General features: G+C 37.6%; 11 protein-coding genes. 9 read left to right on the forward strand and 2 right to left on the reverse strand.

The genetic code is table 11. From position 1 onward, the window contains the following. Positions 1-5: 5 nt before the first annotated feature. The 8 genes from L647_RS0118100 to purF all read left to right on the forward strand — a co-directional run bounded on the left by L647_RS0118100 (position 6) and on the right by purF (position 12,556). Positions 6-1,022: an aspartate-semialdehyde dehydrogenase gene (locus L647_RS0118100; RefSeq protein WP_024612293.1), complete on the forward strand. Its 1,017-nt coding sequence runs from the start codon at positions 6-8 to the stop codon at positions 1,020-1,022. A 340-nt stretch (positions 1,023-1,362) separates the two neighbouring features. Further along, entirely contained in the window at positions 1,363-6,240 is a 4,878-nt protein-coding gene (locus L647_RS0118105) for a FimV/HubP family polar landmark protein (protein WP_024612294.1), read from the forward strand. 311 nt (positions 6,241-6,551) lie between these two features. Then, a complete protein-coding gene (gene truA, locus L647_RS0118110) occupies positions 6,552-7,346 on the forward strand; it encodes a tRNA pseudouridine(38-40) synthase TruA (protein WP_024612295.1) in 795 nt (264 codons plus the stop codon). 155 nt (positions 7,347-7,501) lie between these two features. Next, a complete protein-coding gene (gene accD / locus L647_RS0118115; RefSeq protein WP_024612296.1) occupies positions 7,502-8,377 on the forward strand; it encodes an acetyl-CoA carboxylase, carboxyltransferase subunit beta in 876 nt (291 codons plus the stop codon). Positions 8,378-8,402: 25 nt separating this feature from the next. Further along, the gene (gene folC / locus L647_RS0118120) at positions 8,403-9,668 is read left to right on the forward strand and encodes a bifunctional tetrahydrofolate synthase/dihydrofolate synthase (protein WP_024612297.1); all 1,266 of its coding nucleotides are present in this window, start codon (positions 8,403-8,405) and stop codon (positions 9,666-9,668) included. Positions 9,669-9,679: 11 nt separating this feature from the next. Continuing rightward, positions 9,680-10,318, forward strand: coding sequence for an SPOR domain-containing protein (locus L647_RS0118125; RefSeq protein WP_024612298.1), 639 nt, complete (start codon positions 9,680-9,682; stop codon positions 10,316-10,318). A gap of 198 nt (positions 10,319-10,516) precedes the next feature. Further along, entirely contained in the window at positions 10,517-11,011 is a 495-nt protein-coding gene (locus L647_RS0118130) for a CvpA family protein (RefSeq protein ID WP_007376853.1), read from the forward strand. Between the two features lie 18 nt (positions 11,012-11,029). After that, positions 11,030-12,556: an amidophosphoribosyltransferase gene (gene purF, locus L647_RS0118135; protein WP_024612299.1), complete on the forward strand. Its 1,527-nt coding sequence runs from the start codon at positions 11,030-11,032 to the stop codon at positions 12,554-12,556. Positions 12,557-12,835: 279 nt separating this feature from the next. On the opposite strand, the gene L647_RS01000000124535 is transcribed toward purF, so the two are convergent. Beyond that, entirely contained in the window at positions 12,836-13,378 is a 543-nt protein-coding gene (locus tag L647_RS01000000124535) for a Yip1 family protein (protein ID WP_253948902.1), read from the reverse strand. 262 nt (positions 13,379-13,640) lie between these two features. Between L647_RS01000000124535 and miaE the strand changes: the two genes are divergently transcribed. Further along, a complete protein-coding gene (gene miaE, locus L647_RS0118145) occupies positions 13,641-14,408 on the forward strand; it encodes a tRNA isopentenyl-2-thiomethyl-A-37 hydroxylase MiaE (protein WP_024612300.1) in 768 nt (255 codons plus the stop codon). Between the two features lie 141 nt (positions 14,409-14,549). Here miaE and L647_RS0118150 read toward each other — a convergent pair. Further along, positions 14,550-14,951: UDP-2,3-diacylglucosamine diphosphatase (locus tag L647_RS0118150; RefSeq protein WP_024612301.1), on the reverse strand; the 402-nt coding region annotated here is incomplete at its 5' end.

The raw sequence follows: 14,951 nt of genomic DNA on the forward strand, positions 1-14,951 counted from the left end.
AAAATATGTCGCAAAAATATAACGTTGCCGTACTTGGCGCTACCGGCTTAGTTGGCCGTCAAATCATTGAAACATTAGCAGATCGTAAATTTCCAGTTGATCAGCTTTTTCTACTTGCTAGCAGCCGCAGTGCAGGTGAAGACATAAATTTTCGTGGTGATAGCATTGAAGTACTTGACGTTGAAGGCTTTGATTTTAGCCAAGCGCATATTGGCTTTTTTTCTGCTGGTGGAAGCGTGTCAGAAAAATACGCACCTATTGCAGCCGATGCAGGTTGTATAGTAATTGATAATACATCGCAATTTAGAAATGATTTTGAGATACCGCTAGTTGTGCCTGAAGTAAATGCTTCAAGTTTAGCTGACTTTAGAAACCGCAATATAATTGCAAATCCTAACTGTTCAACTATTCAAATGATGCTAGCACTTAAACCTATTTATGATGCATATGGGATCGATCGTATTAATGTATCTACATACCAAGCTGTATCGGGTGCAGGTAAAGAAGCGGTTGATGAACTAGCAAAGCAAACCGCTAACTTAATGAACGCTCGCCCTGTAGACAATAAAGTATTTCCAAAGCAAATGGCATTTAACGTTATTCCTCAAATTGATAGCTTTGAAGATAACGGCTACACGCGCGAAGAAATGAAAATGGTTAACGAAACGCATAAAATTTTGGGTGACACGACTATAGCTATTAACCCAACGTGTGTACGTGTACCCGTATTTTTTGGTCACTCTGAATCAATTAACATCGAAACACGCATGCCTTATGACTTTGAACACGTTAAGCAGTTATTAAAAGATGCTCCTGGTGTTGAGTTAATAGATGATGAAGGCGATTACCCAACAGCAGTTTCTGATGCAAGTGGTAACGATACTGTTTACATTGGTCGTTTACGTGCTGATATTTCACATCCACATGGTTTAAATATGTGGGTTGTAAGTGATAACACTCGTAAAGGCGCTGCAACTAATAGTATCCAAATTGCAGAAGAGCTTATTGCTAACTACATGTAATTTTTTATAACTTTGAATGCACCTTAAAGCGGTAAACATTATTTGTTTGCCGTTTTTGTTTTTATTGTCTGCCAATTTTTTGCCGCTTATATTACTAAGCATATAACCCTCGATAAACTTATATTCATAATGATTTTTTAGGCATTCATTTTCAATATGTTGCGATGGATATTAGCTCTCAACTGGTTTATAGTTTGTAATTGGAATAGAGCTTGCAGCAAAAAAAGATTGTAATAACAAATGTGAGTCAGCCACTTGGCTGATAACGGCAAGAATAATCAATGTTTAGGTACCCACTTTTTTTGGTGTTGCACCAACATTTAAACAGTAAAGGATCAGCATGCGCGGTTTAGCTACACTTATTATATTAGCGTCTGCATTGATAGTAACGTCAGTTTACTCTCAAGACAGTACCCAATTAAAGGGACCTAAAGGCGTTGACTATGGTGCGCAAGGTCGAACTATTGGGCCTATAAAGTCTACAGATACTTTGTGGCGTATAGCTGCAAAAGTGCGTCCAGATAATTCGGTAAGTATTTATCAAGTTATGCAGGCTTTATATGCAAAAAATCCAGACTCATTTTTAGAAAAAAACCTTAATCACATTCAAAATGGTAGTTATTTAAAAATACCTACGATAGCCGAAATAAGACGTGTAAACCCGCAATTAGCAAAGCAACGCTCAGAGCAAGATGATGGTTTATGGGAAAAGAAAAAAAACGGCACTCTTACACAAACAGAAATTAACTCTGCTCAAACCCAAGTTACTCAAGCCCGTAAAGTAGATGTAGACGACGCAAAGAAAGAACTACAAAAAGAAATAAAAGAAATTAAAACAGATCAAAGTAACAGGTTAGTTGAATTACAACAGCAGTTTAGAAATTCTGTCAACAGTGTTGAAGACATATTAACTGAAAATAATAACTTAAAAAAACAACTAACAGGTATTTCTAATGAGCTTGAAAATGTTCGCCAGCAACTAGGCAAAGACAGTGAAATACAACTGCAGTTAAAAGAATTAATACTTAAGCAAAACGAAATAATAGAGCAGCAAAAGGTTAAAGACGTAATACCTGAAGATGAGTTTGATTTTTCGACGCTATTATCTAATCCAATTGTACTTGCGCTACTAATGTTTATCCCAGGCTTACTGATAATTTTTGCTGTGGTAATGTTTTTACGTAAAAAATCCGATAATGCAGAAAATACAGAGTCAGATGATGACTTTTTACCGCAAACTCCAAGCTATAGTGCTGACGACGATTTAGACGAAGCGCTTGGTGATGATCCTATAATTCCAGATCCGTTAGATGACTTAAGTGTTCAATTAGACGATAACCTCGAAAACGAGATGTTGCCAGACGATGATTTACTTGATGACAATGTAGATGATTTTTCAGAATCAGATAGTTTGTTAGATCAAGACGAATTAGAGGGCTTATTGAGTGACGATATTGTTTTTGACGATGAAAATATGGATGACGATGAACTCGACATTTTCATGCAACAAGGATTTGATGAACCATCAGATGATACCTTAGAAAATATAGATTTAGATTTAACTCAAGAGCCATCAAATAACGATGATATTTTAAGTAATGAGGATCTAGATAGCTTATTTGATGAAGATGACAGCTTACCTGAATTTGATGCCACAAAACTAAGTGACGTAGAAGATGAAGACAGCTTAGAGTCTCATGATGAAATCGCTGCACTTAGCGAAGAACTTGCTGATGACGATGACTTTGATATTGACGATCTTTTAGATCAAACAAATACAGACTCAGAACTTCAAACTAAATCACTCGCAAACGATGACTTTGATTTAGACGATATCGATAGCTTAATTGATGGTGTGGCAGATGATAATACGCCGGATGAGCCCGTTGAATCACTAGTAGAAGAAAGTGATGACTTTGATTTAGATGATATCGACAGTTTAATAGATGAAGCTGCAGATGATAAGCCAGTTGAATCATTAGTAGAAGAAAGTGATGACTTTGATTTAGATGATATCGACAGCTTAATAGATGAAGCTGCAGATGATGAACCCGTTGAATCACTAGCAGAAGAAAGTGATGACTTTGATTTAGACGATATCGATAGCTTAATAGATGATAAGCCAGTTGAATCACTAGCAGAAGAAAGTGATGACTTTGATTTAGATGATATCGACAGCTTAATAGATGAAGCTGCAGATGATAAGCCAGTTGAATCATTAGTAGAAGAAAGTGATGACTTTGATTTAGACGATATCGACAGCTTAATTGACGAATCGGCAAAACTAGAAGAACCAATTGAACGTGATACAGATATTGATGCTGCACTCGCTGATTCGATAGAAGATTTAGCTGAAGCTCAAGAAGAGTTAGGTGTGGATGATATTGAATCTTTAGCATCTACATTAAATGAAGAGCCAGAGCTTGTAGAAGAGCCTGAACTTGAAGACGAGCCAGAGCTTGAAGAAGAGCCAGAGCTTGAAGAAGAGCCTGAGCTTGTAGAAGAGCCAGAGCTTGAAGAAGAGCCTGAACTTGAAGACGAGCCTGCGCTTGAAGAAGAGCCAGAACTTGAAGAAGAAACTGAGCTTGTAGAAGAGCCTGAACTTAAAGAAGAGCCTGAACTTAAAGAAGAGTCTGAGCTTGAAGAAGAGCCTGAACTTAAAGAAGAGTCTGAGCTTGAAGAAGAACCAGAGCTTGAAGAAGAGCCTGAGCTTGAAGAAGAGCCTGAGCTTGAAGAAGAGCCTGAGCTTGAAGAAAAGCCTGAGCTTGTAGAAGAACCTGAGCTTGAAAAAGAGCCTGAGCTTGAAGAAGAGCCTGAGCTTGAAGAAGAGCCTGAGCTTGAAGAAGAGCCTGAACTTAAAGAAGAGCCTGAGCTTGAAGAAGAACCAGAGCTTGAAGAAGAGCCTGAGCTTGAAGAAGAGGCTGCGCTCGAAGAAGAGCCTGAACTTAAAGAAGAGCCTGCTCTTGAAGAAGAGCCTGCGCTTGAAGAAGAGCCTGCGCTTGAAGAAGAGCCTGCGCTTGAAGAAGAGCCTGCGCTTGAAGAAGAGCCTGCGCTTGAAGAAGAGCCAGAGTTTGATACAGATGAGCTAATTACCGATGATTTCTCAGACACTTCAAAAACTTTATTAGATCCAGAAGATGCACTTGAAGAATACAACGATGACGCATTGAAAAGTATTGACGATCTTTTAAGTGAACTACAACAGGTAGAAGATGAAGAGTATGTTGAATCACCTGAATGGTCGTTAAACGATTTAGATGACGAAATTGAAGAGGTTGAAGTTGATTTAGGAGACGATCCATTAGCTGATGATACTAACTCAGATTTATTGCTCGAAGATGAACCTCTAGATACTGATACGGTAACACCGAGCGAGGAATTAGATGAATACCCTGAATTAGAGCTCGATGATAATCAACCGTTAGATGTTGATGAGCTGCAGTCTTTTATTCCAGAAGAGTTACAAGGTGACGATTTAGATGGTGAAGCCAAAGGTATTTCGCCAAGCCAAACAGAGCAAGACTTAGCAAATGCACTTGCTGCTGAAAATGATTTAGATAGCTTAGAAGATGACTTTGACGATGAGTTGTTAATTGATAACGACTTTACTGAACTAGATACAACGCTAGAAACAGAGCTAGATACAGAGCTTGGTCATGATTTAGAGGCTGATTTTGATGACTCTCTAGAAGATAATGATAAATCAATGGATATACCATCTGAGCAATTAGATGGAGAGCTTGATGATTTAACAGAAGATTTAGCCGATGTTAATGATCTTGACGATTTAACATCAGCGCTTGATGATATTCAACCTCTAGATTTAGATGAACCCGACACATTAACTCCTGATGAGCAAGACTCGTTTATTCCAGAAGAGTTACAGGGCGACGATTTAGATGGTGAAGCCAAAGGGATATCACCTAGCCAAACAGAGCAAGACTTAGCAAATGCACTCGCTGCTGAAAATGATTTAGATAGCTTAGAAGATGATTTTGACGATGAGTTGTTAATTGATAACGACTTTACTGAACTAGATACAACGCTAGAAACAGAGTTAGATACAGAGCTTGGTCATGATTTAGAGGCTGATTTTGATGATTCTCTAGAAAATAATGATAAATCAGTGGATATACCATCTGAGCAATTAGATGGAGAGCTTGATGATTTATCAGAAGATTTAGCCGATGTTAATGATCTTGACGATTTAACATCAGCGCTTGATGAGATTCAACCTCTAGATTTAGATGAACCCGACACTTTAACTCCTGATGAGCAAGACTCGTTTATTCCAGAAGAGTTACAGGGCGACGATTTAGATGGTGAAGCCAAAGGGATATCGCCAAGCCAAACAGAGCAAGACTTAGCAAATGCACTTGCCGCTGAAAATGATTTAGATAGCCTAGAAGATGACTTTGACGATGAACTGTTAATTGACGATGACTTTTCAGAATTAGATACAGAATTAGCGACAATAGACCCTGAACTATCAGGCGAAGAATCATTAAGTAGTGATCTAAATGATGGTGCAGTTGAGAATGTTAATCTTGAAGAATTACATCCTGAATCTGATAGTGAATTGCCAAGCGAGTTATTAGAAAGTTTATCTGAGGAATTTGAAGCTGAGCAAACAAATGTAGACCGTGAAGCCGAAATTACTAAAACGGATACACCTGAAAATAACAATATTGCTTCAGACGATGAGCTCGATGATGAGTTTATGGCTGATTTAACACAGACTGATTTTGACTCATTACTTAATGAATTAGCAGAACCAGAAGAGTTTAATGTTGATGATAGTGGTGAGTTTGATGTTGATTTTGATTCATTGTTAAATGAAGATTTAGATGTTGAAGAATCAATATTAAATGAACAATCTGTTGAGCAAGAAAGTATTACTACGCCTTCTACTGAAGACGACTTTGTTGATATTGATTCATTATTAGAAGAAAGTGACGAGGCTGAGCTTGAACACGAGCCTTACACAGATGCAAATATGGACGTTGGCTTAGGGGAGTTTGAAGCTTTACTTGCCGGCGACAACCCAACAGATGTTGATGCCGAAAGTGGTGGTTATTCAGCTAAATTAGATTTAGCACGTGCTTACATTGAAATTGATGACTTTGACTCCGCACTTAAAGTAATTGAAGAGGTTATTAATAAAGGTCCTGAAGAGGTTCAAGAGGAAGCGCTTAGCTTAAAAGCTAAACTCAAATAATAAATAAAGTCATAAAAAACCCGTAATTAGTTATGCTAATTACGGGTTTTTTATAGGTGCGAGTTTGATTATAGCAATCGTGTTAAATTAGAGTTCTATTATAACGATGAAAAAGTAGCTTAATAATAAAACGTAAATTATTTTATATGCTTGTTTTGTATTAATAATTTTAAATTTAGTTAACGAGATATCTCATCAGTAAAAATAATCGTTTTTTTAATAAAATTGGTATTACATTACACCTCCTTTTATTGCGTCGATAGATAGCATAAAATGTCTCGTTCATTAGCACAGTAGGTAAAGCAGTAATTATGCGAGTAGCACTTGGAGTTGAATACAATGGCGTACGCTATAGTGGTTGGCAGCGTCAATCACATGTAAACAGCGTACAACAAGAAGTAGAAAAAGCGTTGTCACGCATTTGTAATCATCCTGTTGAAGTTGTATGCGCAGGCCGAACTGATGCTGGTGTGCATGGTACAGGTCAAATAATACATTTTGAAACCGAAGCACCACGCGATATGGTGGCTTTTACATTGGGTATGAATACCCTAATGCCTAAAGATATTGCTATTCGTTTTGCACAACCTGTCGCTGATGATTTCCATGCACGCTTTAGTGCAACAGCTCGTCGTTATCGCTATATTATTTATAACTCACCATTGCGTGGAGCTGTCCTAAATGAAGGGGTTACGCACTTTCATCATCAGCTAGATGAAGTGAAAATGCAGGAAGCATGTCAGTATTTAATTGGTAAACACGATTTTACCTCTTTTAGAGCGATTCATTGTCAAGCGAATACACCCACTCGTACTATTCATCATTTATCGGTACACCGACAAGGTAGCTACGTTATAATTGATATTAAAGCGAATGCGTTTTTACATCATATGGTCCGTAATATAACGGGTAGCTTAATGGATATTGGTTTACATAAGCAGCAACCTATTTGGTTAAAAGAGCTGCTTGATTGTAAAGAGCGTGCAAAAGCAAGCGCGACAGCTAAAGCTGCTGGTTTATATTTAGTAGATGTTGACTATCCTGAGCAATTTAATATCCCTAAAATGCCATTAGGACCATTGTTTTTACCTGATGCTGGAGTTTAATTTTGGTTGTTATTAGTACTTTTTATGAACATTTCTAACTACTAAGACCAGTTTTTTATACCGCGTTAGTGTAATTCATGTTTTAATTGAAAAAATCCGTCTGCTAATTGCTATTGGCAGGCTCGCGACACAGAACAGCATTAAGAGAGTTGCAAATGAGTTGGCTAGAAAAAATCTTACCTAAAACGACAAAATCATCAGGTCGTAAAGAAATCCCAGAAGGTGTTTGGGCTAAGTGCACATCGTGTGATTCAATTTTGTATAAAGCTGAATTAGAAAAGTCATTAAACGTATGTCCTAAGTGTGATCATCATATGCGCGTTAGTGGTCGTAAGCGTCTTGAAAACTTTTTAGATGAAGGCGATCGTCAAGAGCTTGGTGTGCAGCATGAACCTAAAGACATTCTTAAGTTTAAAGATTCTAAAAAGTACTCTGATCGTATTAGCGCAGCACAAAAGTCAAGTGGTGAAAAAGATGCCCTTGTTGCTATTAAAGGTCGCTTAAAAGGCATTCCCGTTGCCGCAGTTGCATTTGAATTCTCTTTTATGGGTGGTTCAATGGCATCAGTTGTTGGTGCACGCTTTGTTGACGCAGTAGAGCAATGTTTAGAGCATAATATGCCACTAATTTGCTTTTCGGCATCTGGTGGCGCTCGTATGCAAGAAGCGCTTATGTCGCTTATGCAAATGGCTAAAACAAGTGCAGCGCTGGCAAAAATGACTGAAAAAGGCTTACCTTATATTTCAGTAATGACTGATCCGACAATGGGTGGTGTGTCTGCATCGCTTGCTATGTTAGGCGACATTAACGTTGCTGAACCAAAAGCGCTAATTGGTTTTGCGGGTCCTCGTGTTATTGAGCAAACTGTTCGTGAAACATTACCAGAAGGTTTCCAGCGTAGTGAGTTTTTGCTTGAACACGGTGCTATTGACATGATTATAGATCGTCGTGAAATGCGAGATACACTTGCACGTATTTTAGCTAAATTTATGAACTTGCCTTCTACGGAACAAGAGCATAGAGTAGCATAAATTTTAGTTTTACTGATTTCATGCTATGACAAAAACAATTCCTAGCCAATCATCAAGCCTTGATGATTGGCTTTGTTATTTAGAAAGTGTTCACCCTGCTAATATTGAAATGGGATTAGAGCGCGTTAACAATGTTGCCAATAACATTGGTCTTTTAAATACCTCAAGTAAAATAATCCTCATTGCCGGAACTAACGGCAAAGGCACTACAGCGCGTTGCCTAGAATCGCTATTATTAGCACAAGGTTTTAGTGTAGGTACTTATGCTTCTCCTCATTTAATTCGTTATAACGAGCGTGTGCGTGTTAATGGCGAAGAACTCGCTGATCAATTTCATGTTGATGCTTTTAATTTACTAGAACAAGGTCGTAAAGATACACCACTGACTTATTTTGAATACGGTACTTTGGGTGCGCTGGCAATTTTTAAACGTTGTAACGTTGACTACGTACTCTTAGAAGTTGGCTTAGGTGGGCGCTTTGACGCTACAAATATTGTAACCCCTTTTGCCAGTGTAATTACAACTATCGATTTAGATCATAAAGAGTATCTTGGTGATACACGTGAATTAGTTGCTTATGATAAAGCGGGGATTTTTCGCGAGAATACACCAGCCATTATTGGCGATTTAAATATTCCGCATACCATGACCGATTACGGTAAAAAAATAAACGCTAATATGGTTCTATCGGGTAGCGATTTTATTTTTAAAGAAAATACAGAAAGCTTTAACTGGCAGTATAAAGAGCACAATTTTGAGTTGGCAAAACCAGCCATACCTTGTCAAAATGCGGCAACTGCTTTAACCGTTTTGTGTGTTTTAGATTTATTACCTAGTGAACAGATAGTAAAAAATTGTTTAGCTGATTTAGTGGTAGAAGGGCGTTTTCAGCAATTAAGCAGTGAACCATTAGTATTTACTGATGTGGCGCATAATCCCGAGTCAGCACGTTATTTAGCCAATAAGTTGTTAAGCTTTAAAGATAAAGGCTTTAAAATTCATGCATTAGCCGCTATGCTTGCTGATAAAGATAAAGCGGGTGTGCTTAAAGAGGTTAGCCACTTGGTTGATGAGTGGTCATTAGCGAGCTTAAATGGTCCGCGTGGCGATACTGCAAGCAACTTAGAAAGTGCTCTGCAGAACATATCTGATCATAATATAATGCATGGTTATAATAGCGTAGCAGAAGCACTGAGTGTAATTTTACCAAAGCAAAAAAACGATACGGTTTTAATTGTTTTTGGTTCATTTTTTACAGTTGCTGGCGCTATTAATTACTTTAAAAAATAGAGAGAATGTCGGTGAACTCAAGTTTTATTAATCGCTTAGTCGGAACAAGTATTGTGGTAATCGCAGCTATTGTGTTTATTCCTAATATACTCGATGGCGAAAAAGTGCATTATAAAGAAGGCTTTAAAGCTATTCCTGATAGCCCTGAGTTCAAAACAATCGACCTTCAAGAACCTATTGATGAAAATATGGCTGANGAGCCATTAAAGCAAGATGAAATTGAAGATATTCAAGCTGACGATGAAGCTTTTGAAGAGCAAAGCTCAATGTCTGAAAGCGATTATGCTTCAGAGGCTAAAGTTGTTGAAGTAACAATTGATCCTAAACCTAAAGTAACAGCGAAACCGGTTGCTCCTGTAAAAGAAAAACCAATTGCTCCTCGTACAAGTGATGAAAACTTAACAAGCATGGCTTATGTGGTTCAATTAGGTAGTTTTTCTCACGTTGCGAATGTAAAAGCATTACAAGCTAAACTCAAAGCGAAAGGCTTTAAAACGTTTACTAAACCGGTTAAAACGCCAAACGGTACATTAACTAAAGTATTTGTTGGACCATCGCTTGATAAAAATGAGTTACAAAAACAGTTGCCTGAACTTAAAGTACTTACAAAGTTAAATGGTAAAGTTACTCGTTACGAAGTAACAAAATAATCATTTTAAATAGCCTTGTTTAACAAGGCTATTTAATTTCAATATAGTGTATTTATATAACTATTTATGGTTTAACATTTTTGAATATTAATGTTAAATTTTTGTATTCATTTACCGTCAGTTATCTCCCGTTTAAACTTGCATATTAACGATGTTTGGGTATAGAATGCGCCCCAAATTAGCGACTAATTGGTTCTTATGATCTGGGTTGATTACGCCATTATTGGCATCATTGCACTGTCTACCATCATCGGTTTAATACGCGGCTTTGTTAAAGAAGCGATGTCACTTGCTGTATGGGCTGGCGCCTTCATCATCTCTAGTTTGTTTTACCAATATTTAGCTTCCTTCCTAACAACCATTTCTGAACCCCTTTTAAGAAATGCGGCGGCCATAGCCATATTATTCTTTGCGACGCTACTGTTAGGCGGTTTACTAAACTACATTTTAGGTGAGCTTGTACATCGTACAGGGTTATCGGGCACCGACCGTGTTTTTGGCATAGTGTTTGGTGCTCTACGAGGCGTGTTGGTCGTGAGCGCGTTACTCTTCTTTCTTGATGCTTTTACTGGTGCACCCAATACGCACTGGTGGGGCAATTCTATTTTGATTCCAGAATTTGGCTTTGTTGTTGAGTGGTTCTTTTCGTACCTTGAAAACAACTCGAGCTTTTTAAATTCAGTAAACCGTTAATCGGCGAGGATAAATTACATGTGTGGTATCGTTGGAATAGTCGGAACATCTCCTGTGAATCAGGCGATTTATGATGGCTTAACTGTTTTGCAGCACCGTGGTCAAGATGCCGCGGGTATCATTACCATTGAGAATAATACGTTTAGCTTACGCAAAGCAAATGGCCTTGTGAAAGATGCCTTTCACACCCGTCATATGAAACGACTACAAGGCACAATTGGTCTTGGTCATGTACGTTACCCTACAGCAGGATCTTCAAGCTCATCTGAAGCACAGCCTTTTTATGTTAACTCTCCATTTGGTATTGCACTTGCCCATAACGGCAATCTTACTAATGCGGAAGCACTAAAAGAGCAATTATTCTCAGAAGCTCGTCGCCATGTGAATACAACATCTGATTCAGAGATTTTACTTAATGTACTTGCTCACGAATTAAGTAAGTCAGATAAATTGCATTTAGACCCTGAAGATATTTTTACAGCGGTAACCGAAGTTAATAATAAAGTAAATGGTGGTTATGCCACTATAGCGATGATCATTGGTCATGGTATTGTTGCTTTTCGTGACCCTAATGGTATTCGCCCGCTTGTATTTGGTAAGCGTGAGACTGAAGTTGGCACTGAGTATATGTTTGCCTCAGAAAGTGTTGCGTTAAAACCTGATGGTTTTGAATTTATTCGCGACGTAGCGCCAGGTGAAGCTATTTATGTAACTGAGGCTGGTGAATTTCATTCATTAAGCTGTACAGAAAAAGCATCTTACTCACCGTGTATATTTGAATTTGTATATTTCGCTCGTCCTGATTCTACAATCGACCGTATGTCGGTGTATGCAACACGCGTAAATATGGGTACTAAACTAGGCGAAAAAATTGCACGTGAATGGGCTGATAAAGACATTGATGTAGTTATTCCAATCCCAGAAACATCATGCGACGTAGCATTAGAAATTGCACGTGTGCTTGATTTACCTTACCGTCAAGGCTTTGTTAAAAACCGTTATATCGGTCGTACATTTATCATGCCTGGTCAGGAAATGCGTAAAAAGTCTGTACGCCAAAAACTTAATGCGATCGATCGTGAGTTTAAGGGTAAAAACGTATTGCTTGTTGATGACTCAATTGTTCGTGGTACTACATCAGCACAAATTGTAGAAATGGCTCGAGAGTCTGGTGCTAAAAACGTTTATTTTGCATCGGCAGCTCCTGAAATACGTTTCCCTAATGTGTATGGTATTGATATGCCTTCAGCTGCAGAGCTAATTGCTCATGGTCGTGAAGTTGAAGATATTAACGCAAGCATTGGTTCTGACGGGTTGATTTTCCAATCGTTAAAAGATTTAATTGCAGCAGTTAGCCAAGAAAATCCTGAAATTACTAAATTTGAAACCTCAGTATTTGATGGCCAATATATTACTGGTGATATTGATCAAAACTATTTAAATCGTATTGATAAGTTACGTAATGATTCGGCTAAAAGTACACGCGAAAGTGCAATGTCTTCAGGTTTAGAAATACATAACCAAGATGAAAACGAAGCTGATTAATACTTAATCTATAAAAATCGTTAAACATAAAAAAAGGAGCTAATTAGCTCCTTTTTTGCGAAGAAAATAAAGGGAAGGGAATATCTCTATTAAATAAACATATTAAACTAGCATATTAAGCCATCTGAATTACTGGGTAGTAAACCTATCTAAGCCAGCTATTAATACACAAATTAGCTTTGTTACTAATAAAAATTTCTTTCTAAATTAAAATACTATTATGTTTTAGTATCTTATTAAATTTTTTAGCTAGAATTTAAGTTAAATAAGCTTAAACAATTAAGTGAACATGGGGCTTACAATTCCACTTGTCCAAAGCATTGCAGTTACAGCTAAAATAATAACAAGCAAAATTAATCCACACGTTACAACCGAGCTGGCATAAATGAAGCCACGTTCTTGAGGTATGTGCATAAGTATTGGCACGCCGGTATACAACAAGTAAACCGAGTAGGCTAATGCAATAATACCAATACATACTACAAACCATAGTACAGGCCAAAAAGCAGCTAGTGCAGACATAAATACAGGTGTTGCGGTATATGCTGCTAGTTCAAGTGTTTGTGTAAATGTTGGTTTTGAGCCAAATGTTATTGCCATCCAGTGAGCTAAATAGGCAAGGGCAAATACACCACCAATTAAAGCAACATACATAGCGCCAGCAATAAGTAATGCGCTATTGTGCGTTAGAAATACGGGATCTCCAGTGCCTATACTCCAGCCTAAATATACAGATGAGTAATAGCCCATAATTGAGGGAAATAAAGCAATGAGTAAAATATGAGATAAACTGTAAGTTAAGCTCTCATGTTGATTATCTATTGTTTGTCATTCTTCTAGCGGGTGAGCATAAATGCCCCATAAGTGATTTAGTAACATAGCGTGTACTCCGTAAAAGGAACGTATTGCTGTTTTATTGGTTTATTTTTATACAGTTCATGTACAGTTATGGTTCACTTATTTTACAAAGTCAAGTTAACTCATTATTAACAATTAAGTAATGCATATGCCTTTATTTTATCTCGAGCAATTTTTCGTGTTAAAATAACAACCTATCAAATTTACTAAGTAACGAGCAGCCAACGTGCCACACAGCAAGCTTTTAGAGCCTATTAATAACTTTTTATTGTGTACTACGCCAGAGCAATGGGTAGAGCAAGCAATTAAAAAAGAAAACTTATCAATAATCTTAATTGATCATTTAATTTGTGAATTAAAAGCGGCTCAAAGTGCAATGTTTTTAATACGTAAGTATGCAGTAGATAAAGAAGGCAGTGACGCATTACTTGAATGGCTAAAACCATTCGAAACACTTATTTACAAGCGCGAAGGAAATTGGCGCGATTTAGCAGCTAAAAATAAATTAACTAAGTCAATAATTCCTAAATCTAATTCGCCATATGGGCAAGGTTTAATTGATAAAATGGTATTACTGATAAAAGAAGAGTTACATCACTTTTATCAAGTGCTCGAAATTATGGATGAATATGGTGTTGAGTATCAAAGTATTACTCCATGTCGTTATGCAAAAGGTATGCTACGTCATGTTAAAACATTTGAGCCTGATGCATTAGTCGATAAATTGATTGTGGGTGCCTATATCGAGGCGCGCTCGTGTGAGCGTTTTGCCAAACTTGCACCACATGTTGATAAGCGTTTGGGTGATTTTTATATTTCGTTGCTACGCTCAGAGGCGCGTCATTACCAAGACTATTTAACTTTGGCTCAAGAGATTGCAGGGTTTGATATTACTGAGCGAGTAAACTTTTTTGGTGAAAAAGAACGAGAGCTTATTTCAACTCCAGATACCGACTTTAAGTTTCACAGTGGCGTACCTGCACTATCAAATTAAATCGTTTTTAAACTATTTTAGAGATAAAAGGCTTTTAGTATTTGATGCACTTAAAGAGATAGGTTTTGAGGCGCGTAAGTGCAAGCTAATAAAGTCGTTTTTTAGCTCGCGCTTAAACTAAATAAAACCCAATGCCTTAGTTTATACAAAAGGAGTGCTAATTAACCGTTGTGATTTTGGAGTGACAACTAAGTACGAGCCTTGTGTGTACCAGTCACCGAGCACAGTGCGGGTAAGCGTTTGTGCATTTACAGTGTAAGTATGCACGTTAGGTCGATGTGTATGACCATGAATCATATTGGTAACGTTATGTTTTGCAAAAGTAGCAAGCACAGCATCATCAACAACATCTAAAATTGCCATTGGCTTATCAGCTTGGCTAAGCTTACTTTTCTCTCGTGCATTACGAGCAACTTTTTTACGATACCAAAGTGGCATTGCGAGCATTAACTTTGTCCACCACCAACCACGGCTTTTTTTACGAAACTTTTGATATTCAATATCTTGTGTACACATTTCATCGCCATGTAAAATAACGGTAGG

The sequence above is a fragment of the Pseudoalteromonas sp. TB64 genome, assembly GCF_000498095.1.
GTDB lineage: Bacteria > Pseudomonadota > Gammaproteobacteria > Enterobacterales > Alteromonadaceae > Pseudoalteromonas.